This window comes from Burkholderia sp. Bp8984, assembly GCF_003853755.1.
In the GTDB taxonomy this organism is placed as follows: domain Bacteria; phylum Pseudomonadota; class Gammaproteobacteria; order Burkholderiales; family Burkholderiaceae; genus Burkholderia.
Window position 1 is genome coordinate 88606 of the sequence record NZ_QTQN01000016.1, and the last position, 24834, is coordinate 113439.

Here is a 24834-nt window from a genome sequence, read left to right on the forward strand (position 1 = left end):
CCCTGATTCAGAGATAAACTGGTGCCTGATTGCACCGTCCCGACCCGAGGAGCCGCCACGATGATCGATCTCGCCGACATCCTGCCGTCCGCGTTGCCCGACGCCGTCGCGTGGGCTGACGCGCAGGCGGCCCACGGGCTCGCGCAGGGCGTGCCGCTGACGCCCGCGCAGGCCGACGACGCGCGCACCGTGGGCGTCGCCCGGCCGGAGCGGATCCGCGTCGTGGTCGCCGACCGGCTGCCGTTCCCGGACACGCCGGCGCTGGGCGCGATCGCGCGCGACACCGGCCTGTTGTCACCGGGGACGATCGGCCTCACGCTCGGCCATGCGGTGTTCGTGCTGCGCGGCCACGACACGCGACGCCTGCTCACGCACGAATTCCGCCATGTGCATCAGTACGAGGAAGCCGGGTCGATCGGCGCGTTTCTCGCGCGCTATCTGCACGAGATCGCGACCGTCGGCTACCACGACGCGCCGCTCGAGGCCGACGCGCGCCAGTACGAGTTCGACTGACACCGCCCGCCGGCGCGACCGCGCACACACGCCGATGAACCTTCACCACGCCACCGCCGGCCCGGTGCAGGCACGCCGCGCCGCCACGCCGCGCGGCCTGCGATGAGCGACACCATCCACGCATGGCTCGGTGCGATCGGCGCGCATCCGGCGCTCGTGCTGGCGATCGTGTTCGCCGCCGCCTGTGCCGAGGCGATCGCGCTGATCGGCACGGTCGTGCCGGCCGGTGCCGTGCTGTTCGCGGCCGGCACGCTGATCGGCGCGGGCGCGCTCGACGGCTGGACGGCGATCGGCGTCGCGGCCGCCGGCGCGATCCTCGGCGACGGGATCAGCTACGAGCTCGGACGCCGCTACCGCGGCGCGATTCGAAACGGGTGGGTCCGGCTGGGCTACGCGGATGCCTATGCGCGCGGCGAGCAGTTCGTGCTGCGCCACGGGACGAAGAGCATCGTGCTCGCGCGTTTCCTGGCGCCGGTGCGCGCGGTCGTGCCGGTCGTGGTCGGCTGCGCGACGCTGCCGCGCCGGTCGTTCTACCCGGTCAATGTCGTGTCGGCGCTGATCTGGGCGCCCGTGCACATCGTGCCGGGCATCCTGTTCGGCGCGTCGGCGGTGCTGGCCGCCGCGATCAGCGTGCGGGTCGCCGCGATCCTGCTGGTGATCGCCGCGCTGGTCGCGCTCGTGTGGATCGGCGTGCGCGTCGCGCTGCGGCGCGGCTGGCCGTTGCTGCGCCGCGCGGCCGGCGCGGCCGTGCATGCATGCGCGCGCCGCTGGCCGCGCGTCGGCGGCTGGCTGCACGACGCGATCGAGAAGGGGCGCCGCCTGCCGGGCGTGGTGCCCGTGTTCGCGCTGCTGTTCGTCGGCTGCGTGTGGCTGTTTGCCGGCATCGTGCAGGACGTCGTCGCGAACGATCCGCTGATGCACGCCGACATCACGGTGTATGCGTTCCTGCAGGACCTGCGCACGCCGCCGGTGGATGCCGCAATGCGCGCGCTCGCGGTGCTGCACGGACACGATACGGGGCTGATCGTCGCGGCCGCGTTCCTGGTCTGGCTGATGATCCATCGCTGCTGGGTGACGTCCGCGTGGTGGCTTGCGACGGTCGGCATCGCGGTCGTGCTCGTGCCGGCGTTCGGCACCGGCGTGCCCGGCATGACGCCCGCGAGCCTGCCGCCCGGCGCGCCGCACGTGCCGCTGCCCGACGCCGACGCGGCGTTCGCGATGCTCGCGAGCAGCGGCATCGGCTGGGTGATCACACGCGACCGGCCGGCGCTGTGGCGCATTCCGGTCGTGACGGCGGTCGTGTTGTGGATCGTGCTGGGCGGCTTTGCGCGGCTGTACGTCGGCGATACGTGGCTGTCGGGTCTGCTCGGCGGCTGGAGCCTCGGGCTCGCGTGGTTCGCGGTGCTGGCGGGCGCCTATGCGTACTGGCAGGTGCGCGAGCATGTGCAGCCGCGGGGCGCGCTCGTCGCGGTGCTCGTCGTGCTCGCGACGGCCGGCGTCTGGACCGTGCCCGCGCAATGGCAGCTCGATCGCGCGGCGCGTCCGCACGTGGGCGACGTCGTCGCGATGACCGTCGATCAATGGATGCGCGGCGGGTGGCCGCGCGTGCCGACGCGGCGCACCGAGATCGGCGGCGATCGCGAGGAATATCTGCCGTTGCAATGGTGCGCGACGTCGGACACGCTCGATCGCCATCTTTCGCTGGCCGGCTGGCAGCGCGCGACGCCGTGGTCGGCCGCCGCCGCGCTGCGTTGGCTGCTGCCGCAGGGGCCGGCCGATGCGCTGCCCGTGCTGCCGCGCTATACGCACGGCGAGAGTACGCGCCGCGTGTTCGTGCGTGTCGATCCGGCCCGTCCGGACAGCCGCCTCGTGCTGCGGCTGTGGCGTTATCCGTACGCGCTGCAGGATGCGCTCGGCACGCGGCCGCTGTGGTACGGCGCGCTGTATCGCGAGACGCTGCATCGGCCCGCGGGGCTGATGACGGTCGTGCGCACGACGACGATCGACGATGCGGCGACGATCGCGCAGGCGCTGCAGGTCGAGCCGACGCTTGCGCGGCCGCCGGCGGGGACGAGTGGGGCGCCGGCCGCGGTGCTGCTCGTGTGGATGGTGCAGCCTTGAAGCGTGTGCGCCGCGTTATGCGTGCGACGGTTGCGCGGGGACGACGGACAGGCGCAGGCCGACCGTCTTGAGCACCGCGAGCAGGGTTTTCAGCGTCGGGTTGCCGTTGGGCGACAGCGTGCGATACAGCGATTCGCGGCTGATGCCGGCGTCGGCCGCGACCGCGCCGAGCCCGCCATACGCTTCCGCGACCGTGCGCAGCGCGAGCAGCGCGGCCGCGCGGTTGTCGGGGTCGTCGAGCGATTCCATCGCGACGCGCAAATAGGCCACCGCGAGCTCGCGGTCCGCGCCGAGTTCGGCGACTTCCGCGTCGTGGTGCGATACCGCGCCTTTGAGCTTGTTCATGCTTGCCTCCGTTTCCAGTCCAGCCAGTGTTCCTTCGCATGCCTGATATCGTCGGACTGGCTGTGCTTGTCGCCGCCGTACAACAGCAGCACCAGCGCACTGCCGTACCGGCCGAAGTACACGCGATAGCCGGCACCGACGTGGATGCGCAGTTCGATCACACCTTCACCGACGGGCTCGCAATCGCCGAAATTTCCGGTCTGCACGCGACGCAGCCGCTCGCGAATCCGCGCCTGGGCGACCTTGTCGCGCACGGCGTTCAACCATTCGGTGAAAGGCTCGCGACCGTCGGCGCGCTGATAGCGAAGCAGTTCGAACTTGGAGAGCATTGTAGCTTATAAGTTACATGAAGGGCATGGATATCGGCGTGATTGCGTTGTTGGCCTGATGAGGCGGATGACGTGAAACGCACGCGGGCCGACTGCCGAATCGAGACGAAGCACGACGCGAAGACGCTGCGCGGGAATGCCTGCAGTGCCTTCGTGGCTCGGGGTGTCGGGCGGCGAGACCGGTTGCCCGAATGAAAATCATTCTTTGATTCGGGGCGTCGGATGACGATTCGGCCGAACGGCTGATCTCGTCGGCGCGTACGGGAAACGCGCCGTGCGGGGGAGGGACTGCTCAAACGATCGGACCGCCGGTGCCGCCGCGTGACGCGACGGTCGACCCGGCGAGTCCGGCCTGCGTTACTGCTTCGCCGGCGCGGCCGTCGCGACCTTGTCGAGCGCGGCCGGGATGAACGTGTCGAGCTGCGCGGTCACCGAGTCGTAGAAGTCGATCGGCTTGCCCCACGCGTCGGGTACGTCCTTGTGCACGCCGGTCGCGTATTCGGCAAGCGTGAAGACCTTGCCGGCGGCAGACGGATAGAGCGTGAGCACCTTCTCCTTGTGCTTGTCGGTCATCGTCAGGATCACGTCGGAGTGCTTGACGTCGTTCGCATTCAGTTGCACCGAACGATGCGCGGACGTGTCGATTCCGCGCCGCTTCATCAGGATCACACCGTTTTCCTCGGGCTTTTCGTCATACGGATCCTCGTCGACCGCGCGCGAGATCACGGCGATATGCGCGTGCCGTTGCGCGATCAGTTGTCCGGCGATCGCTTCGGCCATCACGCTGCGTCCGGTATTGCCCGTATCGACGAACGCGACCTTCTTCGGTTCCTCCGCGAATGCCGACGTCGCGCACTGGACGCCCAGGCAACAGAGCAGCGCAAGCGTCTTGAGGATGGGGCCTTTTTTCATTGGTGTCTCCGCCAGGGTGGGGTGGTCGTCGCCGCGGCACGACGCCGAGGCTGGCGGAGATCATGCCGGCCGCGCATGCCGGAAAAAAATAAACGGCCGGTTTTGGCAAGAGGGTGTCGCATTGTTGCAAGCGGGTCGATCGAGGCAGTCGCGCTCCGCAGCCTCGATCGCCGGCATCACCGGATCGTCACGTCGCGACCGCCGTCGCCGCCACCCGCCGCGCGGCAAATCCCGCCAGCGTCCGCAACGCGTCCCGCCCCGAGCGCAGATAGAACGCCTGCAGATGAAACACATGCCAGCGCGCGGCATGAATCTCCAGCCGGCACGGCACGCCGCAGGCGAGCGCATGCGACGCGAGTCGCTGCGCGTCCGACAGCAGCACTTCCTGGTCGCCAGCCTGCACCAGCATCGGCGGCAGTCCACGCAGGTCGGTGTCGAGCGGGCCGGGCGCTGCAGCCGAGCCCGCGCCGTGATACCAGCGCAGCCCTTGTTCGAGCCAGCCGCGACGGATCATCGGATCGTCGTGGCGGCGCGATGCGAGCGTGTCGCCGCCGAGCGTCGGGTCGGTCACGGGCGAGATCAGCAGCAGCGCGGCCGCGGCGGGTTCGCCGCGCTCGCGCAGCGCGATGGCGAGCGCCAGCGCGAGCGCGCCGCCGGCCGAATCGCCGGCAATCACGATCCGGTGCGGCGCGTAGCCTTGCGTGCGCAGTGCATCGTATGCGGCCAGCGCGTCGTCGAGCGCCGCCGGGCTCGGGTGCTCGGGCGCGAGCCGGTAGTCGGGCACCCACACCGGCAGGCCGGCTTCGGTCGCGAGCCGCGTCGTCACGCCGCGATGCGTATGCGGGCCGCCGAGACAGAACGCGCCGCCGTGCAGATAGAGGATCGCGCCGCCCGCCTCGCCGCGCTTCGGCGCGATCACTTCGACCGGCACGCCGGCGGCGGACGTCCGGTAGCGCAGCGTGTCGCCTGCGCCCGGCATCAGCGGCGACAGCAGCGCGACGACGCGGCGCTGCATGCGCGCGCCGAACGGCGGCCCGATCAGCGGCCGGAACGCGACGCGCAGAAAGCCGCGCAGCGACGCCGCGGCGAGTGCTTCCACGCGGCCGGCGGGCGGCGCGACGACGGCACCGTGCGTCGTCGTCGGGGTTGATGTGGGTGTCGCCGTGCCGGGCAACGGCTGCGTGAAGCGATACGCGGACAGCCCCGTGAAGCGCGTGATCCATCGATAGGTCAGCGTGAAGCCGGGCCAGTTCGTACTGTTGTGGCCCGACGCGTCGACGTACCAGCTCTTGCAGCCGCTCCACACTGAGCCTTCGAGCCGCTGCTGCACATGCGTGTTGTAGCGCCGGTAGCGGCGCGGATCGACGTCGATCGCGCACGCGCCGTCGCGCCGCATCGCGCGCACGCAGCGCATCACGTGCGCGATCTGGCTTTCGAGCATGTAGACGATCGAGTTGTGGCCGAGGTTGGTGTTCGGGCCATACAGCATGAAGAAGTTGGGGAAGCCCGGCACGGTGAGCCCGAGATACGCTTGCGCGCCGCGCCGCCAGGCGTCGTTCAGGTCGAGCCCGTCGCGGCCGGTGATGCGCATCGGCGACAGGAACGCGGTCGCCGCGAAACCGGTGCCGTAGACGATCGCGTCGACCGGATGGTGCACGCCGTCGTCGGTCTCGATGCCGGTCTCGGTCACGCGCCGGATGCGCTGCGTGACGAGCGCGACGTTGTCGCGGCCGATCGCGGCGAGGTAGTCGCTCGACAGCAGGATCCGCTTGCAGCCGATCGGATAGTCGGGCGTGAGCCGTTCGCGCAACGCCGGGTCGCGCACGTCGCGCGCGAGCAGCTTGCGGAACGGCCGGCCGACCGCGATGTCCATCAGCCCGTGCAGCCGCGTGAACGCAATCGCACGCGACTCGTAGCGCACGTAGATCGACGCGCGATGCAGCTTCATCGCCCACGGCAGCCGGCGGAACAGCGCCCGCTCCCACGGACGATAGGCGCGGTCGGGACGCGGCATCACGTAGGCCGGCGAGCGCTGGAACACGACGAGGCGCTCGACGTCGCCGGCGATCGCGGGCACGAACTGGATCGCCGACGCGCCGGTGCCGACCACCGCCACGCGCTTGCCCGCGAGCGGATAGTCGTGATCCCAGTGCGCGGAGTGGAAGGCGCGGCCGCGAAACGTGTCGATGCCGGGCAGGTCCGGCATCGCGGGGCGGCTCAACTGGCCGGTGCCGCTGACGAGCACGGCAGCGCTGAGCGTCGTGCCGTCGGCGAGCGTGACGTGCCACAGCGCACGGGCCTCGTCATACTGCGCGCGTTCGACGTTCGCGCCGAAGCGCAGGTAGCGTGCGAGGCCGTACTTGCGCGCGCAATGCTGCAGGTACGCATGGATTTCAGGCTGCGGCGCGAACACGCGCGACCAGTCCGGGTTGGGCTCGAACGAGAACGAGTACAGATGCGACGGCACGTCGCACGCGGCGCCCGGGTAGCGGTTGTCGCGCCACACGCCGCCGACGTCGTGCGAGCGCTCGACGATCACGAAGTCGTGAATGCCGGCGCGCTGCAGCGCGACGGCCATGCCGATGCCGGCGAAGCCGGCGCCGATGATGATCGCCGACAGCGGCGCGGCCGGTGCGGCGGGACGGGATGCTTCAGGCGACGACATGGCGGTTTTCCTCGGGCAGGATCGCATCGTGCGGCGCGCACGACGCGGGAACAGTGTCACGATGTGCCGGCACGGCGGCCGGTTCGCGTTCGGTGTCGGCCGCGGCGTGTAGCGGCACACGCCGCACGCCGCGGATCAGGTCGATGGCCTTCTCGGCGATCATGATCGTCGGCGCGTTGGTATTGCCGCCGATCAGCGTCGGCATGATCGACGCATCGACGATGCGCAGCCCCGCTACGCCATGCACGCGCAATTGCGGATCGACGACCGCGAACGCGTCGCGCCCCATCCGGCACGTGCCGACCGGGTGATACACGGTGTCGGTGCGCCGGCGCAGCACGTCGCGGATCTCGTCGTCGGTCGTCACGTTCGCGGTGAACAGGTCGCGCGTGATCCATTCGGCGAGTGCCGGCGCCTCCATCAGCCGGCGCGTGATGCGGAAGCCGGCGACCATGTCGTCGAGATCGCGCGGATCGTCGAAGAACGCGGGGTCGATGCGCGGCGCGGCGAGCGGATCGGCGCTGTGCAGCGTGACCGAGCCGCGGCTGCGCGGCCGCAGCAGGCACACGTGGCACGACAGTCCGTGGCCGGCGTGCAGCCGGCGCGCATGATCGTCGACGAGCGCGACGACGAAGTGCAGCTGGATGTCGGGTGCATCGAGGTCGGCTCGCGTCTTGAGGAAGCCGCCGCCTTCCGCGAAATTCGACGTCAGCATCCCGCGCCGCTCGCGGCGAAAGTGCGCGAACTCGCGCAGCATGCGCAGCCCGCCGCGCGCGGACACGCCCATCGTGTCGACGCTGCGCGCGCGGTAGCCGAGGATGAAGTCCGGATGATCCTGCAGGTTGCGGCCGACGCCGGGCAGGTCGGCCCGCACCGGGATGCCGAGCCCCTGCAGTTCGCGGGCCGGACCGACGCCCGACAGCATCAGCAACTGCGGCGTCTGCAACGCGCCGGCCGCGAGTACGACTTCGCGCCGTGCGCGCAGCGTGCGAACCTCGCCGCGCTGCCGTACCTCGACCCCCGTCGCGCGCGTGCCGTCGAACAGGATGCGCAGCACCTGCGCGTGTGTCTCGACCGTCAGGTTGTCGCGGCGGCCGACGTGCGGCAGCAGGTACGCGCGCGCCGCGCTCCACCGCTCGCCGTGCTTCTGCGTGACCTGATAGAGGCCGACGCCTTCCTGCCGCGCGCCGTTGAAGTCGTCGGTGAGCGGCAGGCCGGCCTGTCGCGCCGCTTCCAGGTAGCGCGCATGGAACGGGTTGCCGGTGCGCAGGTCGCTGACCCACAGCGGGCCGTCGCGGCCGTGAAAGGCGTCGTCGAAGCGCTCGTTGTGCTCGCTCAGGCGGAAGTAAGGCAGCACGTCGTCGTAGGACCAGCCTTCGTTGCCGAGCGCGGCCCAGCCGTCGTAATCGACGCGATGGCCGCGAACGTAGACCATCGCGTTGATCGCGGACGAGCCACCGAGCGCCTTGCCGCGCGGCTGATAGCCGATGCGCCCGCCGAGCCCCGGCTGCGGCACCGTGTCGAATGCCCAGTTGTTCATGCGGGTCGGCAGCATCGCGACCGCGCCGGTCGGCACGTTGACGAGCGCGTTGTCGCCGCGGCCACCGGCCTCGAGCACGCAGACGGTGACGGCCGGGTCCTCGGTGAGGCGCCCCGCGACGACGCAGCCGCCCGATCCGCCGCCGACGACGATGTAGTCGAAAGTCTTGCTCATGAAATCGTCTCCCGATGGTCGATGGGTCAAGCGATGCGCGTGAGCACGCGCAGCAGCAGGTCGAAGGTTTTGCCGTACGGCGGGTGGAACAGCGCGGTGCCGCTGCGACGCGCCTGGTGGAACACGGGCTTGTGATGGCTGAACGTGTCGAAGCCCCATTTGCCGTGATACGCACCGATGCCGCTCGGGCCGACGCCGCCGAACGGCTGGTGTTCCTGTGCGAGATGCCACAGGCAGTCGTTTACCGTGACGCCACCCGACACCGTTTCGCGCAGCACGCGATCGCGGCGCGCGGCGTCGCGGCCGAACCAGTACAGCGCGAGCGGGCGCGGCCCGCGGTTCACGCGCTCGATCGCTTCGTCGAGATCCGCGTATTCGACGATCGGCAGCACGGGGCCAAAGATCTCCTCGCGCATTACGCGCATCGTGTCGCGCGCGCCGAGCACGAGCGTCGGCGCGAACTTGCGCGAGCCGGCGGGGAAGCGTTCGCCGGCCGGATTGACTTCGAGCACGCGTGCGTCGCCTGCGCGCGCATCGTCGACCAGGGCCGCCAGACGGTCGCGGTGGCGCGCGCCGATGATCGCCGTGTAGTCGGGGTTGGCGAGGAGGGTCGGGTAGCGGCGCGCGATCGCGTCCGACAGGCGCGCGGCAACGATCGGTGCGGTGCCCGCCGGCACCAGCAGATAGTCGGGCGCGATGCAGGTCTGGCCGGCATTGAGCAGCTTGCCGAACGCGATGCGCCCGGCCGCGTGTGCGACGTCGCACGACGGATCGAGGATCGCCGGCGACTTGCCGCCGAGCTCGAGCGTGACGGGCGTGAGGTTCGCGGCCGCAGCTTGCGCGACGTCGCGGCCGACCGCGGTCGAGCCGGTGAAGAACAGATGATCGAACGGCAAGCGCGCGAACGCCTTCGCCGTGTCGACGTCGCCGGTGACGACCCGCAGCTCGTCGGCATCGAACGCGTCGGCGACGAGCGTCTCGAGCAGCGCCGACAGCTGCGGTGTCAGTTCCGACGGCTTGACCAGCACGCGGTTGCCGGCAGCGAGCGCCGCAACCGCGGGCCCGATCGCGAGTTGCAGCGGATAGTTCCACGGGGCCATCACGCCGACGACGCCGCGCGGTTGCGGCGCGATCCGGTTGTAGCCGGGCCGGAAGTGCGCGGCGGTCGGCACGCGGCGTTCGCGCATCCAGTGCCGCAGATGCGCGCGTGCATGGCGCAGGCCGCTTCGAACCACGAATAGTTCGGCGAGCCGCGTTTCGTGCGCGGAGCGTCCGCCGAAATCGGCGTCGATCGCACGCACGAGCGCGGCTTCGTGCGTATCGAGCAGCGCGCACAGGCGATCGAGCCGCGACAGGCGGATCGCGAGCGGCGGGGCGGGATCGCGGGCACATGCCTCGCGCTGGTGTTCGAAGCGGGCGGCGAGGTCGGGTGGGCGACTCGGTCGCATGGTGTCTCCTCCGGGGGCGTTGACGTCGTTCGGGCGACGACTGATGACGCCGATGGTGCGGGCCGCATGGGAAAACACCAATGCTGCTTCGGGACAATTGTTTTAGTATTTGGGCCAAATCGGCGCTTCGAGGGTTTCTCCGCATGAGCTTCTGGGACTTCACCCGGAGTCCGGCCAGCGCGCGGCTGCTGGTCGATTTCGGCGACGAACGCGGCGTGCCGCGCGCGAAGTTGCTGGCCGGTACAGGGCTCGCGGACGCGCAGCTCGACGATCCGAACGTCGAGGTGACGGCCGCGCAGGAACTGCGGCTGACCGGCAACCTGCTGCGCGCGCTCGGGCGCGCGCCGGGCCTCGGGTTCGAAGTCGGGCAGCGCTATCACTTCTCCGCGTACGGCGTGTGGGGCTACGGGCTGATCGCGAGCGCGACCGCGCGCGACGCGCTGGCGCTCGCGATGCGCTTCCTGCCGCTCACGTATGCGTTCACGGTGATCACGTACCGCGAGGAACTGCAGACGGGCGTGCTCAATTTCGGCGCGCCGGAGCTTGATGCCGACCTGAGCCGGTTCCTCGTCGAACGCGACATGGCGGCTGCGGCCGTGCTGCTGCAGGAAATCGGCGGCGGCGATTTCGCGTTGTCGCGCTTCACGATGCAGGCCGCGAGCGCGGCGAGCGCAGCCGCGTTCGCACCCGCAGCGCGCATCGCGGGCGTCGAACCTGCGTTCGGCGCCCGCGCGAACAGCCTCGCATTCGACCGTGCGTTTCTCGACCGGCCGCTGCCGCATGCGAACCCGCTGACGGTCTCGATGTGCGAGCAGATGTGCAGCCAGCTGGTCGAAACGCGGCGCGCGCGGCTCGGCACGTCGGAGATGGTGCGGCAATATCTGACGGCGACGCCCGGCAACGTGCCGTTCTCGCTCGAGGACATGGCGCGGCTGATGAACACGAGCCCGCGCACGCTGAAGCGCCGGCTGCAGGAAGAAGGCACGACGTTCAGGGTGTTGCTCGCGCAGGCGCGCGGCGCGATGGCCGAGACGCTGCTCGGCGATGCGCACCTGTCGCTAACCGAAGTGGCCGAGCGGCTCGGCTTCAGCGACCTGTCGAGTTTCTCGCAGGCGTTCAAGCGCTGGTATGGTGTGCCGCCCGGCACGTATCGCAGCGGCCTGCTGCGCGACGGCGGCTCGCCCTGACGCAGTGTCGCGCCACGCGCGCATTCCCCAACCCCTTCACGAGAGGACCCGCATGATCACGCTTCGCCCGATGACCGAAGACGACTTCCCCCGCTTCTGGCCCACGTACCACGCGATCGTCGCCGCGCAGGAGACCTACGCATTCGATCCGGCGCCCACGCGTGAAGCCGCCCGCGCGCTGTGGCTCGATGCGCCGCTTTGCACGTGGGTTGCCGAAGAGGATGGCGTGCTGCTCGGCTCGTACTTCCTAAAGGCGAACGCGGCCGGCCCCGGCAATCACGTGTGCAACTGCGGGTACATGGTCAGTGAGGCCGCGCGCGGCAAGGGCGTCGCGCGCCTGATGTGCGAGCACTCGCAGCAGGTGGCGCGCGAACGCGGCTTCCTCGCGATGCAGTTCAATTCGGTGGTCGCGACGAACGAGGTGGCGGTCGCGCTGTGGCAGAAGCTCGGCTTCGAGATCGTCGGCCGCCTGCCGCGCGCGTATCGTCACGCGCGGCTCGGCTTCGTCGACTGCTTCGTGATGTTCAAGTGGCTCGGCGACGCGGCGGCCGCCGACGCCTGATGCCAAGGTCAGACGGCGAACGCGCCGTCGAACACGATCCGCTCGTCGAACGCGAGCGTGCCGCGCGCGAAGATCAGGTCGAGGTGGTGGCTGCCGTTCGCGCCGCCGCCGAGGCCGAGATGCAGGCCCGGATGGCGTTCCTCGAAGCCGGCGTTGCGGCCGTATAGCCCGCGGATGCCCAGGTTCGTGCCGATGCCGAATTCCTCGATGCGCCGGTGATTGTCGTGCCGGTCGAGGTACGACGCGAAGTCGCGCCGGAAGCCCGCGTCGTCGCTGTCGAAATCGACGATCAGGCTGTCTTCGACATGCAGCGTCGCGAGCCGCTCCGTCACGCGGTACTTGATAGCGAACGGCACGGTGCCGAGGAACGTGCCGCTGAACACGATCGAGCCGTGCAGGTCGGTGACGTGCGTCGCGATCTCGCCGGGCACGACGTCGAGATTGCCCATCCCGTCCACGCTCGTCCATTTCTGGTCCGGCGCAAGCGAGCCGGTCAGCGTGTTGCCGGCTTCGTCGATGAAATGGATCTGCGATGCGCGCGCGGCCGCTTCGATCAGCCGGCCGTTGCGCGCGGCGATGTCGTCGAGCGATTCGGCGAACGCCTCGTCGAGATGCGGGCCGTAATCCTTGAAGAGCACCGACTTGCTCCAGTGCCTGACGATCGCGGGACGGATCGCGGCCAGGAACGGCGGGCCGCTCGGCGACGGCGTCGGCAGGCACGACGAGTCGTACAGCAGCACGAACAGGTCCGCATGCGTGAGCGCGGCGGCGATGTCGGCGGGCGGGGTGGTGTCGAGGCAGAGGATCGTCGCGTCGAGCGAGTCGGGCAGGGCGGAAAACGCACGCAACGCGGTGTCGCGGTTGCGGCTGTCGTAGCCGACCAGCAGTTTGCCCGTCTCGCCGCGTGCGAGCTTGTCGCGCAGCGCCGGGTGATACCCCAGCGCACGGTGCAGGTTCAGCATGCGTGTCTCCGGAGGCGGCGGAAGGGCCGCGGCCCTTCCGCGGGAACGGGCTGGCCGCTCAGACCGGCCAGAGCGCGGTGCCGAACGGCACCACGGCATCCTCGACCATCATGTCGACGGCCTCGGGGTGCGTGTCTTCCTGCATCCAGTCAAGCAATTCGATCTGCCGGGTTTCCTGCATGTCAATTCTCCTGTGGTGAACATGAGCGATTCAACATGAAAGCGCGGTAACGGGATTACCGCGGCTCATCCGATGTTTTTTGAATACCGGACGAGTGGCGTCGATATTAGTCTGATGATTTGGTGAATGCAATGCGTGGCGAGGTTTTTAGCCGCGGCGTGCTAAACATGCGGGTTCGCTGCATTTCGCGCGGTGAAGGCGTATGAATCCAATCGCAAAACCCGAGGATTTTTTTCGAATATCGGGGCCGCAATCGATTGATTGATTCATTCAAGCGATTTTTTGAATCGCGGGTTCAATCGCGTCGATCGTTTCGATTTCCGCCATTCACGAACAATGCGCGCGGTTATCGTGGACGCGAACCGGCTTCAGCGGTTTTCTGGCACCATCTGACGACCTCGCGCGCGGGCCGCAGCCGCGCGCCTGCCGCCGTCCCGGCGGCACGATGCGAACCACGATGGAGACACCGCGATGCGCGCAGCGCCGCAACCGGAGCACGCCGGGCCAGCACGACAGGACGCCGGCGCCACCGAACCCGACCGCATGACCGCGTGGCGGCTCGCGATCTGCCTGTCGCTCGGCAGCGCGATCGCGCTCGGTCTCGCGCGCTTCTCGTACGCACTGCTGCTGCCGCCGATGAAGGCCGATCTCGGCTGGACCTTCGCGCAGGCAGGCGCCTTGAACACGGCCAACGCGGCCGGCTACCTGATCGGTGCGCTCGTCTTTCCGTTGCTGTCCCGCCGCTGGCGCACCGGCACGCTGCTGGCGGCCGGCTGCGCGCTGACCGCGGTGCTGATGGCCGCATGCGGGCTCACGTCCGGCATGAACGCGCTGCTCGTCGAGCGGCTCGCGACCGGCGTCGGCAGCGCGCTGATCTTCATCAGCGGCGGCGTGCTGGCCGCGCGGCTCGCGTCCGCCGCGCCGCGCGACGCGGGGCTGCTGCTCGGGCTCTATTACGGCGGCACGGGGTGGGGCATCGTCGCGTCGTCGCTGCTCGTGCCCGCCACGCTCGTGCAGCGCGCGCACGGCTGGCAACCGGCATGGTTCGCGCTCGCGTTCGCATGCGTGCTGTGCTCGGCGATCGCCGTGTCGGCGGCGCGTCGCATCGAGCATGCGCACGCGGCACCGGCCGCGCGGCGTGACGGTGCCGTGCCGGCGGCGACCGCGAGCCCTGCGCGCTTCGCACTCGCGCTCGCCGGCTACGGCCTGTTCGGCGTCGGCTACATCGGCTACATGACGTTCATCGTCGCGCTGCTGCGCGGTGCGGGAATGAGCGGGACGGTCGTGTCCGCGTTCTACGTGATGCTCGGCGTCGCGACCGTCGTGTCGGCGCGGCTGTGGTCGGGGCTGCTCGACCGGATGCGTGGCGGCCAGGCGCTGGCCGTGCTCAACGCATTGCTCGGCGTGGCGACGCTGATGCCGGCGCTGTTCGTGCATCCGGCGGCCGCGTTCGCGTCGGGCGTGCTGTTCGGCGCGACGTTCCTGTCGGCGGTCGCGTCGACGACCGCGTTCGTGCGCCACAACCTGCCGCCGGAAGGCTGGGCGAAGGGCATCAGCGCGTTCACGACGATCTTCGCGTTCGGGCAGATCGCCGGGCCGGTCGCGATCGGCTGGGTGTCCGACAGCGCGGGGCTTGCGCGCGGGCTCGTCTATTCGGCGCTGACGCTGTTCGCGGGCGCGGCCCTCGCGGCCGGACAGCGTGCATTAAGGGCGTCGGCGTAGCCGATCGGGCCTGCAACGACCGGCGAGCGCGACAACGTGAGCGCGACCGTTACCGTTCCCGTTACCGCACGCAGGCCGTGCGCGACACGCGATGAAACGCGCGGCTGAAGTAGATGAGGCTGTCGCCGTCGTTGCGCACGCGAATCGACGTCGCCTCGATGAACATCACCGAATGCGAGCCGACTTCCTTCATCTCGGCGATCCTGCCCTGCAGGCTCGCGAGCGCATCGCGCAGCACGGGGACATCCTGCTCGCCGCGATCCCACACCGGCAATTCGAAGCGGCGTTCCATCGGCAGCTCGGTCATTCCCGCGAAATGGCGCGCGAGCAGTTCGTGCTCGGCCGGCAGCACGTTGATGCAGACCTGACGATTGCGCTCGAAGATCGCATGCATCGCGCTCGACCGGTTCAGGCACACGAGCAGCGTCGGCGGCGCGTCGGTGACGGAGCAGACGGCGCTCGCGGTGATGCCGCAGCGGCCGTGCGGCCCCGCGGTGGTGATCACGTTGACGGCCGCGCCGAGGTGGGCCATTGCCTGCCGGAAGGCCTGTTGCGCGTCGGTGGGGGCGGCGCGTGCCGGTTGCGGGGTATCGGTCGTTGCGGACATGGGTGCTCCTGGGTGAATGAGGGCGGCGATCGTGCGCGTTGTCGATGCGGCAGCGGATCGTCGACGATGAACCAAGCGTACGTCGCGAAAAAGCCGGCGAACATTCGCACGATTGACGATGAAGATGGCGTTCCCGCCAGCGCATCTAAAGGTTCTACCTAGATGCGCGGCACGACGTGCGAAAAAAGTGCGATCGGGCGTTCGAGCGGTACGTAAAGGGGTATTCAGCGCATTTCCGGCTCGTTATGATGTGCCGCACACCCCCGACGAACGACGCTTGCCTCACCCGCGGCGCGTGCGATACCGATACCGATATCTTGCGAGACAACCCGATGACGTCACCCGCTCCGATCGTATACATCGTCGACGACGACAGCGGCATGCGGACCTCGCTCGCGTGGTTGCTCGAATCGGTCGGCATCGCGTCCGAGGGATTCGCGAATGCCGCCGATTTTCTCGCGCGCTTCGACGTGAACCTGCCCGCGTGCCTGGTGCTCGACGTGCGAATGCCGGAGAAAAGCGGATTCGACGTGCAGGCGGAACTGAACGCGCGCGGCGCGACGCTGCCGGTGATCTTCGTCAGCGGACACGGCGACATTCCGATGTCGGTGCGCGCGCTGCAGAACGGCGCGATCGACTTCGTCGAGAAGCCGTACAACTCGCAGCAGATGCTCGAGCGCGTGCAACGCGCGCTGCGGCTCGCGCAGCAGCGGCACGCGGTCGGCCAGCGTCACCGCGAGCTGCGCCAGCGGCTCGATGCGCTGACCGCGCGCGAGAAGGAGGTGCTGCGCGGTGTCGTCGACGGCAAGGGCAGCAAGCAGATCGCGTCGGACCTGTCGATCAGCGTGAAGACCGTCGACGTACATCGCGCGAGCATCAAGGAGAAGCTCGGCGCGACGTCGATCGCCGCGCTGGTGCGCGACGTGATGGTCGTGTGGGGCGACGACGGGGAGTCGTCGCGCTAGCAGATTGCACCGCACGCTCGACGCATGCCGCCGCTCAACGCATGTACAACCCGCCGTTGATGTCCCAGCACGCGCCGTTCGCGAAATGCGCGTCGCCCGACGCGAGCAGCATGGCCGCATCGGCGACGAAGCCGGCCGACCCGAGCTTGCCGCCCGGCAGGCTCGCGAGCACCTGCCGCAGCTTGTCCGGCGCGACGCTCTCGTACACGATCGGCAGGTCGAGCGGCCCCGGCGAGATCGCGTTGACGGTCACGCCCTGCGCGGCAAGGTCGCGCGCGAACACCTTGGTCAGCGTCAGCGTGCCGCCTTTCGCGGCCGCGTAGTGCGCGCCCGTCGCCGAGCCGCCGTTCTGCCCGGCGAGCGACGCGATGTTGACGATGCGGCCCGCGCCGCGCGTCGCGAAGTACTGGCCGAACACCTGGCAGCCGAACAGCACGCTGCGCAGGTTCACGTCGATCACCTGGTCGAACTGCTCGGCCGTGATCTCCATCGCGGGCACGACCTTCGATGCGCCGGCATTGTTGACGAGCACGTCGATCGCGCCCCAGCGCGCGACGAGCGCATCGCGCGCGGCTTCGAAATCGCGTTTCGACGTGACGTCGAGCGGCAGCGCGACTGCGCGTGCGCCGCTCGCGTCGAGGTCGCGCGCATGCGCGTGAATGGCGTCGACGGCGATGTCGGCCAGCGCGACGCGATAGCCGGCCGCATGAAAGCGTTCGGCGATGACGGTGCCAAGCCCGCGCGCGGCGCCGGTGACGAGGACGACTCGGTCTGACATGGTGCGTGATTCCGTTGGTTCGCGGATCGTGGCCACAGCCGCGCCCGCATCGTGGTTCATGCGGCGAGCGCCGCTTCGAAGTGCGCGGCGACCGCGCACACGTGTTCGTCCGCGCCCTTGCGTCCGACGATCTGCAGCCCGGCCTTCAGCGGCGTTCCCGCGAGCGGCAGCGGCAGGCTGAGCGCCGGATGGCCGCTCAGGTTGAACGGCCGGATCAGCGACGACATCGCAATGACCGATACGCCGTCGCGTGCCTGCCGAAGCGTGATCGGCAGCGCGGGCAAGGTCGGCAGCACCAGCACCTCCGCGCGCTCGAGCGCGGCATCGACCTGCGCCGTGAAGCGTGCGCGCACGGCTTCGGCTTGCGCGAGCGCGGCCGGTGTCGTCGTCGCGGCCGAGCGCAGCCGCGCATCGAGATCCGCGCCGAGCTTGCCGGTTTCGACGAGATGACCGAATGCACGCGACGTTTCCGCGTTGATGACGGCAAGCCCCGCGGCGAACGCATCCTGCATCGCATCGAGCACGACGTCGTGCGTACGCAGGCCCGACGCGCCAATCGCCGCGTCGAGCGCGGCCGCGATGGCCGGCTCGGCTTCGACGATCACGCGTGCGATCGTGCAGCCGGCAACGGGTGCTGCCGCGAGCGCCCGGTCGAAGTCCGGCGCGATGGCGGCCATCACGGCCGCGAGCGTGCGGATGTCGCGCGCGAACGGCCCGACACAGTCGAGCGTGGTGACGTCCGGCGCGACGCCGCGTCGCGACACGCGGCCGAACGTCGGCTTGAGCCCGGCCACGCCGCAGCAGGCGGCCGGCCCGCGGATCGAGCCGCCGGTGTCGGTGCCGAGCGCGGCGTCGACGGCGCCGAGCCCGACGAGCGATGCCGACCCGCTCGACGAGCCGCCCGGGATGCGCCTCGGATCCTGCGGATTGACCGGCGTGCCCGTGTAGTCGTTGATGCCGGTCATGCCGAACGCGAGCTCGTGCATGTTCGCCTTGCCGGCGATCTGCCAGCCGGCGTCGAGCAGCAGGCGGACCACGTCCGCGTGCTGCGCGGCGGGCGCTGCGTCGGCAAGCGCGCGGCTGCCCGCGCGGGTCGGATGGCCGGCGATGTCGATCGTGTCCTTGATTGCGATCGTCGGGCCCGGGCCGCCCAGCGTGAAGGTGTCGATGAAGCCTGTCATGGTCGATGGCGTGCGAGTTGCGGTGAAGGGGGTCAGGCGAGCGGCGCGGCGGCGAGCGGCCACGGGCCGTCGAGCACGCGCTCGGTGCGGAAATGGCGGATCAGCCAGGTCGCGCCGTCGGCGGCCGGCGCGAAATCGATGGTCAGCCGCGCGGCGATCAGCTCGGCCGTGCCGTCGGCGTAGCGCGACGCCTGCAGCATGATCCAGCGGCCGCGCGCGCTTGCATGATCGGCGCCGACGTCGATCGACTCCGACGTCAGGAAGTGCAGGTTCGCCGAGAAATGTGGTTCGGGCGGCAGGTAGCGGCGCAGCATCGCGACGATCGCGTCCGTGCCTTCGAGGCGGCCGAACTTGCGCGCGTACTGCGGGCCGATGCCTTCCCACACCGCGTCGGCCGTGAATAGCGCGGCGAGCGCCGGCCCGTCGCCGGCATCCTCCGGCACGTCGCACAGCGCCATGTAGCGCGTGATCGTCGCGCGCACCGCGCGTTCGGCGTCGAGCATCGCCACGCGCCGCGCGAGCGCGTCGAGCGCTTTGACGGCTTCGCGTGCGTCGGGCGCTTCGCTTGCGTCGGGCGCTTCGAGCGCGCGCGTCGAATCGGGTCCGGTCATCGCGCGCCTCACGCCGCGGGCTTCGCGGCCGGCGGCACGGTCAGCGCACGGCCGACCCGCGCCTCGATCTTGCCGTAGCGCCACAGGTTGTATTCGCCGACGGGCGTCGTGCGATACAGGTTGCATACCGCGACCGTCGTGTCGAAGTCGGCGACGTCGGCCATGATGTAGAACGTCCACGGCGCGCCGTCGGCCTGGCCGACGACGAGGCGATCGTCATCCATCACGCCGAGCACGCGCACGCCGGGCATCGCCTCGACGGCGGCGAGCATCGCGCCGTACGCTTGCCACACTTCGCCGATCTTCTCGCGCGGCAGGTCGAAGAAGTTTTGCGACACGCCGCAGCAGAACAGCACGCGCAGCGGCAGCGGATTCGAATCGGACATGAAAGGTTCTCCTGAACAATGCGTTGTGCGGCGTCGAAGCGAATCGACGCGGATTACAGATAGCCGGGAAACGGCGTGACGCCGGTGAACACCGCACCCGCGCCGTCGAAGTTGCCTTCGCCGAGAAACGCGTGCTGCGTGACGACCATCGCGTCGCGCAGCAGGCGCTGCAGCGGATGCGTGCGATAGATCGCGGCCGTGCCGCCGAGGCGGTACGCGCGCTCGACGACGCTCGCGCCTTCGCGGGCGATATGCGTGGCCGCGAGCCGCAGCAGGCTGACCTGCTCGGGCGTGACCGGGTTGCCGGCCAGGATCGACTGCCAGACCGAGTCGGTCGCGTCGTAGAAGAACGCGCGCGCCGAGCGCAGCTGCGCTTCTGCCTTCGCGAGCTCGATGCGGAAATACGCGCGATCGGCGAGGCGCGGGGCGCCGGTGGTCGTCTGGCGGCCGCCCGACATCCGGTTCGCGACGTCGAGCGCCGCGCGGGCCAGCCCGAGGTTGACCACGGCGAGCACCTGCGCCGCATACGCGACGGTCGGATAGCGGTACAGCGGCTCGTCGACGGTCGGCTCGCCGCCGCGCACGAAGGTCCACGCCTCGGGCACGAAGCGGTCGTCCACGCGCAGGTCGTGGCTGCCGGTGCCCTGCATGCCGACCACGCTCCAGTTCTCGACGATCTCGACGTCGGCGGCACGGAACACGGCCGTGCGCGGCTTGTTCGGCGCGGCGTCCTGCGCGCCGGGCACCGCGATGCCGACGCCGAGCCAGTCGGCGCCCTTGCAGCCGCTCGCGAATTTCCACGTGCCGTTCACGCGCCAGCCGCCGGGTGCCGCCTGCGCCGGCTGGACCGGGAACAGCCCGCCCGCGAATACCTGGTCGGGGCCGCCCGCGTACAGCTCGGCCTGCGTGGCGAGCGGCAGCGCGGCGAGATAGACGTTGGCCGAGCCGAAGCTCGCGACCCACGCGGCCGACCCGTCGGCGGTCGCGATCCGCTCGATCATGTCGAGGAACGCGGTGGGCGCGAGCGCATCGCCGCCGAAGCGGCGCGGCGTGCCCGCGCGATAGATGCCGGCCTCCTTGAACAGCGCGATCACGTCGCGCGGCACGTGTGACAGGCGGTCGAATTCGTCGCGGCGCGCGGCGACGGTCTCGATCACCGCGTCGAGCGGCGACACCCGCGCGGCCGCTTCGCGGACCGCATGCGGCGAGGGGGACGCGGCGTCGATGGCGAGGGCGGCGTTGGGCATGAGTGGCTCCTGGGAATGGGGTTCGAAAGACGATGCAATCAGTCTAGAAACGCCGAAAACACGCAGCAATTGGTGCGTAAGGCCGCGCGACTGGTGTGGCTCCGTGCCGGACTAAAGAAATCTTCAGATGCGGGCCGTGCACGCCGGTGCTATGTTGGACATCCGGCCGCGCGACGCCGCGCGCCTTCAACCGAATCCGCTCATGAGCTTCCCCGACGAAGACGATTTCCACCGGCTGCTCGACGCATTGACGACCTGCGTGCTGCTGCACGACGCGCAGACCAAGGCGATCGTGTGGGCGAACCGCGCCGCGTGCATCGCGCTCGGCTTTTCCGTCGAGGAGCTGCTGCCGCTGAAGGCGCCTGACATGACGCGTCCCGAACCGAAATACCGGCGCGAGATCGGCGTGGGCGCGATGGATCGCGCGATTGCCGAAGGGCGGCCGCAGGTGTACGAGTGGTGCTATCGGTCGCGCACCGGCGTCGACATGCTGTCGGAGGCGATCGCGACGCACGTGCCGCTGCGCGGGCGCGACGTCGTGATGGTGCAGTTCCGCGACATCAGCGCGGAGGAGGCGATCCGTCAGCAGCTGCGCCGCTACGAGGCGCGGCTGCGCGAATTCATGCAGGACCTCGACGAAGGCATCGCGGTCGTGACGCCGAACGGCGGCGCGCAGTTCATCAGCGAGTCGGGGCGCCGCGTGCTCGGGCTCGCGCCCGACGAAGCGCTCGGCGGCGTGCTCGACTACTGCACCGCGGCCGATCGCGACCGGCTCGTCGCGCAGCTGCGCGATGCGCCGTCGACGTGCCCGTCCGAGCCGCAGCGCTACCGCTTCGTGCGGCGCGACGGCTCGGCGTGCTGGCTGCGCATCACGTGCCGGCAAGTCGAGATCGAAGGCGACCTCGACGGTTTGCTCGTGCATTTCCGCGACGTCAGCGACGAGGTCGCGATCGAGGAGGCGCGCCGCGCCGAAGCGCGCATGCTCGAATACGCGGGCCGCTACAACGCGATGGGCGAGATGGCGACGGTGATCGCGCACGAGCTGAGCCAGCCGCTCGCGGCCGTGCGCAACTTCATCGAGGGTGCGGTGCAGCGGCTGAACACGCGCGGCGCCGTCGACGATGCGATCTGGGGGCTGCGCAGCGCGGACCGGCAGGCCGAGCATGCGGCGCTGATCATCAAGAGCGTGCGCGAGTTCATCGTGAAGCGCGAGCCGGTCGTCGCGCTCGCCGACCTGCGCGAGATCCTCGCCGACGTCGCGTATTTCATCGAGCTGCGTGCGAAGGAAGCGGGCGTGACGGTCGCGATCGTGCAGGCCGACAAGCCGCTGCCGATTCGCTGCGAGCGTGTGCTGATCGGGCAGGTGATCCTGAATCTGGCCTTCAACGCGATCGAGGCGTTCGCCGGCTGCGCGCGCGCGCCGTGCACGCTGACGCTCGGCACCGCCATCGTCGGCGGCCACGCGGAGCTGCGGGCGATCGACAACGGGCCCGGTATCGCCGAAGGGGCGCACGACCGGCTGTTCGACGGTTTCTCGTCGTCGAAGGCCGGCGGCAACGGGATCGGGCTGTCGCTGTGCAAGAGCATCGTCACGCGTCATGGCGGGCGCATCGGCGCGAGCCCGGCCGAAGGCGGCGGGCTCGACTGTCGCGTGACGCTGCCGCTTGTCGGTACGCAGGCGTAAGCGGTGCGTCGCGGCGCAAGCGTAACGGGCGCCATGCACGTCGCGCGCATCACTCGTATCACGCACATCGCGCACATCGCGCACATCGCGACCGGCCAGCGACGCGCGGCACACGATCAGCGCCCCAGCGCCCGCGCGGTTTGACCACCGATCCCGAAGTCGGTGTTCGGGATGTCCTTGATGATCACGCGCGTCGCCTGCAACGGCGCATCGAGCACGTTCGCGCCGGCGTCCGACAGCGCCGCGATCAACGCGCGTTTCTGCTCGTCGGTGCGGCCGGCGATCAGGATCGCGACGATCACCGGCAGCGACGGCGGTGCGCCATCGGCGGCCGTGCGGCCGCCAAGGCCGATGTGCGTGGCGGGCAATTCGGTGAGCAGGACGCGCACCGATTCGAGCGGTGCGCCGATCGCGTCGACGGTCGCGCCGCTGAGCCGCGCGATCAGCTCGGCCTTGCGCGCGTCGTCGTGGCCGGCCGGCAGGAAAACTTCGAGTGTGGGCATGGTCGTCCGGAAAGGTGAAGGTGGCCGGCTCACCGTTGCGCTGGCGACGGCGAACCGGTGGCCGCTTGCAGCAGGAAGCCGATCTCGCTGCGCGCATCGGTCGAGCCGATCAGGTGGACGACCGTTTCCGCATTCGAGTGTGGGCTGGGTCGTCCGGAAAGGTGAAGGTGGCCGCCTCACCGTTCCGATCGCGCCGAGTGATTCGGCCGAACCGATCGGACGGACGACCGTTTCCGCATTAGAGTGTGAGCATGAGCGTCCCGAAAGGTGAAGGTGGCCGGTTCACCGTTGCGCTGGCGACAGCGAACCGGCGGCCGCTTACAGAAGGAAGCCGATCGCGCTGAGTGCCTCGGTCGAGTCGATCAGGCGCACGACCTTCTCCGCTATCCGCATTTCGCCGTCCGGGTCGATGTGCAGCTTGTGCGTGACGTCGGCCGCGAACAGCGTCGCGACGCCGCGCTTGTACGCGACGACGACCTGCGCGGATTTCAGCTCGACCATGCCGGCGCTGCTGCTCTCCAGCGTGAAGCGCGACACGGTGCGCACCGTGCGCGCCGCGTCGGTCGCCGACGCCGAGTAACCGGACAGCATCCGCTGCACGCGCTTCTCGCGCATGTCCTGGTCGTCGAACACGTAGTTGAGCGTCGCCGCGAAGTCGGTGGTGTCGGGATCGATCGGCACCACGTAGTGACCGGCCGGATCCCACAGGTCGAGCCATGCGCGATAGTCTCGGCGGTCGAGCAACTCGGCTTCGCGCCACACGAATTCGACCGCGCGGGCGAAGGTCTGCTCGGAAAAGAGGGCGTTGCGGTCGTCCATTACTGTTGCTCCATCATCTTGCGCCATTGCTGGTAGGCCTCGCGCATGCCCGTCTCGTCGGTCGCATGCGCGGTCTTTTCGCCGTTCGCGGCGGTCGTCTCGCGGTTCAGCCCGCGGTTCACGAGGATCGGCACGTCCGGCCCCGCATGCGCGCCGCGCTGCACGCGCTCCCATGCTTCCGCGTCGTCGGGGCTGCCGAAGCCGAACGGTCCCTGGAAATGCTCGTGAATCCGCAGCCGCTCGCGATTCGCTTCGTCCGGGCCGCCATCCATCGCGAGCGCGACGTGACGGATCTCGGTTTCGTTCGCGGAGATCGGCCGCAGCACGCGGAAGAACGCCATCGACAGCGCAAGGTTCGGGAACAGGTTCAGGTTGAAGCCGACCCCCATCAGCGAGCGCACGATGCGGCGCACTTCGTCCGGCGTGTGGCGCTCGGCGAGCTTCGCCGCGAGCGGCGCGAAGCGTTCGGGCAGCGGCGCGCCGTCGTCCTGGTCGAGATCGATCAGCTCGGGCATCAGCACCGCGAGGCTGTGACCGTTGCCGAGCCCGCGGCAGAAGGCGTCCTCGCTCGTCATGAAGCTCGTGATCGCGGCCGCCGTTTCGTCGTCGATCGACTTCATCCACGACTTGTGCACGACGGGGAAGTGATAGAGGTCGGTCGTGTTCTCGAGCTGGATCTTCCAGTTGCCCTTGAACTTGAACTTGTGCTCGCCGTTCGCCTTGATCGGGTAGCCGGCACCCTGCTTCATGAACAGGTCGATCCACGGCTTCGCGCCGCCGAGGAAATCCTCGAGCGGTTCGATGGCGTCGTTGAAGCTCGCGAAGATCAGCCCCTGGTACACGCCCACGCGCAGCTTCACGAGCGGCAGGTCGCCTTTCTCGCACACGCCTTCGTAGCCGTCGCCGTACGGCAGCGCGCGCAGCGTGCCGTCGAGCGCGTACGACCAGCTGTGATACGGGCACGTGAAGCCCTTCGCGTTGCCCTTGTGCGATTCGCACACGGTCGCGCCGCGGTGGCGGCAGCGGTTCTGCAGCACGTTGATCTCGCCGGTCCTGTCGCGCACGACGATCACCGGCTGGCGGCCGATCGTCGTCGTGACGAAGTCGCCCGGGTTCGGCAGCTCGCTCTCGTGCGCGACCCAGATCCAGGTGCGGTAGAAGATGCGGTCGAGCTCGGCCTCGAACAGCGCGGGGTCGTGATACATCGCGGGCGCGATGCGGTCGGGCTGCGCGAAGCCGTGCAACGCGCGGGTGTCGATCGTCTGGGTGGGAATGTCGCTCATCGTCGTCGTGGGGAAAGAGTCGCGAAATCGGGCCGCGTCACGCGCGGCATCGGGTACCCAGTCTCGTCTTCCTCTACATATCCGTCAAATTGATCTAAAATTGCCGATC

At 69.6% G+C, this 24834-nt stretch carries 24 protein-coding genes; 7 read left to right on the forward strand and 17 right to left on the reverse strand.

The features are described from left to right. The first annotated feature begins 60 nt into the window (after nucleotides 1-60). Together DID98_RS18020 and DID98_RS18025 are read left to right on the forward strand one after the other, a co-directional pair. Complete coding sequence (locus tag DID98_RS18020; RefSeq protein WP_124520380.1) at nucleotides 61-513, forward strand: hypothetical protein; 453 nt, start codon at nucleotides 61-63, stop codon at nucleotides 511-513. Between the two features lie 102 nt (nucleotides 514-615). Beyond that, complete coding sequence (locus DID98_RS18025) at nucleotides 616-2634, forward strand: VTT domain-containing protein (RefSeq protein WP_124571138.1); 2019 nt, start codon at nucleotides 616-618, stop codon at nucleotides 2632-2634. Between the two features lie 15 nt (nucleotides 2635-2649). Here DID98_RS18025 and DID98_RS18030 read toward each other — a convergent pair whose 3' ends face one another. The 6 genes from DID98_RS18030 to DID98_RS18055 all read right to left on the reverse strand — a co-directional run bounded on the left by DID98_RS18030 (nucleotide 2650) and on the right by DID98_RS18055 (nucleotide 10047). Next, entirely contained in the window at nucleotides 2650-2979 is a 330-nt protein-coding gene (locus tag DID98_RS18030; protein ID WP_044845371.1) for an addiction module antidote protein, read from the reverse strand. Then, nucleotides 2976-3308: a type II toxin-antitoxin system RelE/ParE family toxin gene (locus DID98_RS18035; protein ID WP_044845370.1), complete on the reverse strand. Its 333-nt coding sequence runs from the start codon at nucleotides 3306-3308 to the stop codon at nucleotides 2976-2978. The genes DID98_RS18030 and DID98_RS18035 overlap by 4 nt, the downstream gene beginning before the upstream one ends. Nucleotides 3309-3665: 357 nt before the next feature. Further along, nucleotides 3666-4220, reverse strand: coding sequence for a protein tyrosine phosphatase (locus tag DID98_RS18040; protein ID WP_124571139.1), 555 nt, complete (start codon nucleotides 4218-4220; stop codon nucleotides 3666-3668). 187 nt (nucleotides 4221-4407) lie between these two features. Continuing rightward, complete coding sequence (locus DID98_RS18045; RefSeq protein WP_124487678.1) at nucleotides 4408-6885, reverse strand: alpha/beta hydrolase fold domain-containing protein; 2478 nt, start codon at nucleotides 6883-6885, stop codon at nucleotides 4408-4410. Beyond that, nucleotides 6872-8599, reverse strand: coding sequence for a GMC family oxidoreductase (locus DID98_RS18050; protein WP_124520377.1), 1728 nt, complete (start codon nucleotides 8597-8599; stop codon nucleotides 6872-6874). Before DID98_RS18050 ends, DID98_RS18045 begins: the two co-directional genes overlap by 14 nt. 26 nt (nucleotides 8600-8625) lie before the next feature. Next, a complete protein-coding gene (locus DID98_RS18055) occupies nucleotides 8626-10047 on the reverse strand; it encodes a coniferyl aldehyde dehydrogenase (protein ID WP_124487676.1) in 1422 nt (473 codons plus the stop codon). Between the two features lie 143 nt (nucleotides 10048-10190). Here DID98_RS18055 and DID98_RS18060 point away from each other — a divergent pair, with 143 nt between their 5' ends. Continuing rightward, on the forward strand, nucleotides 10191-11234 hold the full coding sequence (locus tag DID98_RS18060; protein ID WP_124520376.1) for an AraC family transcriptional regulator: 1044 nt from the start codon (nucleotides 10191-10193) through the stop codon (nucleotides 11232-11234). A gap of 52 nt (nucleotides 11235-11286) precedes the next feature. After that, complete coding sequence (locus DID98_RS18065) at nucleotides 11287-11796, forward strand: GNAT family N-acetyltransferase (protein ID WP_044845369.1); 510 nt, start codon at nucleotides 11287-11289, stop codon at nucleotides 11794-11796. Nucleotides 11797-11804: 8 nt separating this feature from the next. On the opposite strand, the gene DID98_RS18070 is transcribed toward DID98_RS18065, so the two are convergent. Beyond that, nucleotides 11805-12758: a leucyl aminopeptidase gene (locus DID98_RS18070; protein ID WP_124487674.1), complete on the reverse strand. Its 954-nt coding sequence runs from the start codon at nucleotides 12756-12758 to the stop codon at nucleotides 11805-11807. Nucleotides 12759-12816: 58 nt separating this feature from the next. Then, nucleotides 12817-12939 (reverse strand): hypothetical protein, encoded by a 123-nt coding sequence (locus tag DID98_RS36310; protein ID WP_006752127.1) that lies wholly within the window; start codon nucleotides 12937-12939, stop codon nucleotides 12817-12819. A 471-nt stretch (nucleotides 12940-13410) separates the two neighbouring features. On the opposite strand from DID98_RS36310, the gene DID98_RS18075 reads away from it, so the two are divergent. Further along, nucleotides 13411-14661 carry a YbfB/YjiJ family MFS transporter gene (locus DID98_RS18075; protein WP_124571140.1) on the forward strand — a complete coding sequence of 417 codons (1251 nt, stop codon included), beginning with the start codon at nucleotides 13411-13413 and terminating at the stop codon, nucleotides 14659-14661. Between the two features lie 61 nt (nucleotides 14662-14722). Here the strand turns inward: DID98_RS18075 and hpaC are convergent, their stop codons facing one another. Further along, on the reverse strand, nucleotides 14723-15268 hold the full coding sequence (gene hpaC, locus DID98_RS18080; protein WP_124520373.1) for a 4-hydroxyphenylacetate 3-monooxygenase, reductase component: 546 nt from the start codon (nucleotides 15266-15268) through the stop codon (nucleotides 14723-14725). A 332-nt stretch (nucleotides 15269-15600) separates the two neighbouring features. Between hpaC and DID98_RS18085 the strand changes: the two genes are divergently transcribed. Next, nucleotides 15601-16233: a response regulator transcription factor gene (locus tag DID98_RS18085; RefSeq protein WP_044845365.1), complete on the forward strand. Its 633-nt coding sequence runs from the start codon at nucleotides 15601-15603 to the stop codon at nucleotides 16231-16233. 34 nt (nucleotides 16234-16267) lie between these two features. Here the strand turns inward: DID98_RS18085 and DID98_RS18090 are convergent, their stop codons facing one another. The 5 genes from DID98_RS18090 to DID98_RS18110 form a co-directional block, all read right to left on the reverse strand. Beyond that, nucleotides 16268-17011, reverse strand: coding sequence for an SDR family NAD(P)-dependent oxidoreductase (locus DID98_RS18090; RefSeq protein WP_124522008.1), 744 nt, complete (start codon nucleotides 17009-17011; stop codon nucleotides 16268-16270). A gap of 56 nt (nucleotides 17012-17067) precedes the next feature. Further along, complete coding sequence (locus DID98_RS18095; protein ID WP_124571141.1) at nucleotides 17068-18192, reverse strand: amidase; 1125 nt, start codon at nucleotides 18190-18192, stop codon at nucleotides 17068-17070. A 32-nt stretch (nucleotides 18193-18224) separates the two neighbouring features. Then, nucleotides 18225-18695: a nuclear transport factor 2 family protein gene (locus DID98_RS18100; protein WP_124571162.1), complete on the reverse strand. Its 471-nt coding sequence runs from the start codon at nucleotides 18693-18695 to the stop codon at nucleotides 18225-18227. Between the two features lie 116 nt (nucleotides 18696-18811). Continuing rightward, on the reverse strand, nucleotides 18812-19189 hold the full coding sequence (locus DID98_RS18105; protein ID WP_011356094.1) for a hypothetical protein: 378 nt from the start codon (nucleotides 19187-19189) through the stop codon (nucleotides 18812-18814). 53 nt (nucleotides 19190-19242) lie between these two features. Continuing rightward, nucleotides 19243-20436, reverse strand: coding sequence for an acyl-CoA dehydrogenase family protein (locus DID98_RS18110; RefSeq protein WP_124571142.1), 1194 nt, complete (start codon nucleotides 20434-20436; stop codon nucleotides 19243-19245). A 127-nt stretch (nucleotides 20437-20563) separates the two neighbouring features. Here DID98_RS18110 and DID98_RS18115 point away from each other — a divergent pair, with 127 nt between their 5' ends. Further along, complete coding sequence (locus DID98_RS18115; protein ID WP_124571143.1) at nucleotides 20564-22120, forward strand: ATP-binding protein; 1557 nt, start codon at nucleotides 20564-20566, stop codon at nucleotides 22118-22120. Between the two features lie 116 nt (nucleotides 22121-22236). Here DID98_RS18115 and DID98_RS18120 read toward each other — a convergent pair whose 3' ends face one another. The 3 genes from DID98_RS18120 to DID98_RS18135 all read right to left on the reverse strand — a co-directional run bounded on the left by DID98_RS18120 (nucleotide 22237) and on the right by DID98_RS18135 (nucleotide 24725). Continuing rightward, on the reverse strand, nucleotides 22237-22623 hold the full coding sequence (locus DID98_RS18120) for a 2-hydroxymuconate tautomerase family protein (protein WP_044845361.1): 387 nt from the start codon (nucleotides 22621-22623) through the stop codon (nucleotides 22237-22239). A gap of 318 nt (nucleotides 22624-22941) precedes the next feature. Beyond that, nucleotides 22942-23442 (reverse strand): aromatic-ring-hydroxylating dioxygenase subunit beta, encoded by a 501-nt coding sequence (locus tag DID98_RS18130; RefSeq protein WP_124520368.1) that lies wholly within the window; start codon nucleotides 23440-23442, stop codon nucleotides 22942-22944. Further along, nucleotides 23442-24725: a Rieske 2Fe-2S domain-containing protein gene (locus tag DID98_RS18135; protein ID WP_044845359.1), complete on the reverse strand. Its 1284-nt coding sequence runs from the start codon at nucleotides 24723-24725 to the stop codon at nucleotides 23442-23444. Before DID98_RS18135 ends, DID98_RS18130 begins: the two co-directional genes overlap by 1 nt. Nucleotides 24726-24834: the final 109 nt, after the last annotated feature.

Excerpts from the sequence above, each read along its gene's own strand:
- DID98_RS18020 (WP_124520380.1), top strand. The coding sequence starts at position 61 with ATGATCGATCTCGCCGACATCCTGCCGTCCGCGTTGCCCGACGCCGTC.
- DID98_RS18025 (WP_124571138.1), top strand. The coding sequence starts at position 616 with ATGAGCGACACCATCCACGCATGGCTCGGTGCGATCGGCGCGCATCCG.
- DID98_RS18030 (WP_044845371.1), bottom strand. The coding sequence starts at position 2,979 with ATGAACAAGCTCAAAGGCGCGGTATCGCACCACGACGCGGAAGTCGCC.
- DID98_RS18035 (WP_044845370.1), bottom strand. The coding sequence starts at position 3,308 with ATGCTCTCCAAGTTCGAACTGCTTCGCTATCAGCGCGCCGACGGTCGC.
- DID98_RS18040 (WP_124571139.1), bottom strand. The coding sequence starts at position 4,220 with ATGAAAAAAGGCCCCATCCTCAAGACGCTTGCGCTGCTCTGTTGCCTG.
- DID98_RS18045 (WP_124487678.1), bottom strand. The coding sequence starts at position 6,885 with ATGTCGTCGCCTGAAGCATCCCGTCCCGCCGCACCGGCCGCGCCGCTG.
- DID98_RS18050 (WP_124520377.1), bottom strand. The coding sequence starts at position 8,599 with ATGAGCAAGACTTTCGACTACATCGTCGTCGGCGGCGGATCGGGCGGC.
- DID98_RS18055 (WP_124487676.1), bottom strand. The coding sequence starts at position 10,047 with ATGCGACCGAGTCGCCCACCCGACCTCGCCGCCCGCTTCGAACACCAG.
- DID98_RS18060 (WP_124520376.1), top strand. The coding sequence starts at position 10,191 with ATGAGCTTCTGGGACTTCACCCGGAGTCCGGCCAGCGCGCGGCTGCTG.
- DID98_RS18065 (WP_044845369.1), top strand. The coding sequence starts at position 11,287 with ATGATCACGCTTCGCCCGATGACCGAAGACGACTTCCCCCGCTTCTGG.
- DID98_RS18070 (WP_124487674.1), bottom strand. The coding sequence starts at position 12,758 with ATGCTGAACCTGCACCGTGCGCTGGGGTATCACCCGGCGCTGCGCGAC.
- DID98_RS36310 (WP_006752127.1), bottom strand. The coding sequence starts at position 12,939 with ATGCAGGAAACCCGGCAGATCGAATTGCTTGACTGGATGCAGGAAGAC.
- DID98_RS18075 (WP_124571140.1), top strand. The coding sequence starts at position 13,411 with ATGCGCGCAGCGCCGCAACCGGAGCACGCCGGGCCAGCACGACAGGAC.
- hpaC (WP_124520373.1), bottom strand. The coding sequence starts at position 15,268 with ATGTCCGCAACGACCGATACCCCGCAACCGGCACGCGCCGCCCCCACC.
- DID98_RS18085 (WP_044845365.1), top strand. The coding sequence starts at position 15,601 with ATGACGTCACCCGCTCCGATCGTATACATCGTCGACGACGACAGCGGC.
- DID98_RS18090 (WP_124522008.1), bottom strand. The coding sequence starts at position 17,011 with ATGTCAGACCGAGTCGTCCTCGTCACCGGCGCCGCGCGCGGGCTTGGC.
- DID98_RS18095 (WP_124571141.1), bottom strand. The coding sequence starts at position 18,192 with ATGACAGGCTTCATCGACACCTTCACGCTGGGCGGCCCGGGCCCGACG.
- DID98_RS18100 (WP_124571162.1), bottom strand. The coding sequence starts at position 18,695 with ATGCTCGACGCCGAACGCGCGGTGCGCGCGACGATCACGCGCTACATG.
- DID98_RS18105 (WP_011356094.1), bottom strand. The coding sequence starts at position 19,189 with ATGTCCGATTCGAATCCGCTGCCGCTGCGCGTGCTGTTCTGCTGCGGC.
- DID98_RS18110 (WP_124571142.1), bottom strand. The coding sequence starts at position 20,436 with ATGCCCAACGCCGCCCTCGCCATCGACGCCGCGTCCCCCTCGCCGCAT.
- DID98_RS18115 (WP_124571143.1), top strand. The coding sequence starts at position 20,564 with ATGCGGGCCGTGCACGCCGGTGCTATGTTGGACATCCGGCCGCGCGAC.
- DID98_RS18120 (WP_044845361.1), bottom strand. The coding sequence starts at position 22,623 with ATGCCCACACTCGAAGTTTTCCTGCCGGCCGGCCACGACGACGCGCGC.
- DID98_RS18130 (WP_124520368.1), bottom strand. The coding sequence starts at position 23,442 with ATGGACGACCGCAACGCCCTCTTTTCCGAGCAGACCTTCGCCCGCGCG.
- DID98_RS18135 (WP_044845359.1), bottom strand. The coding sequence starts at position 24,725 with ATGAGCGACATTCCCACCCAGACGATCGACACCCGCGCGTTGCACGGC.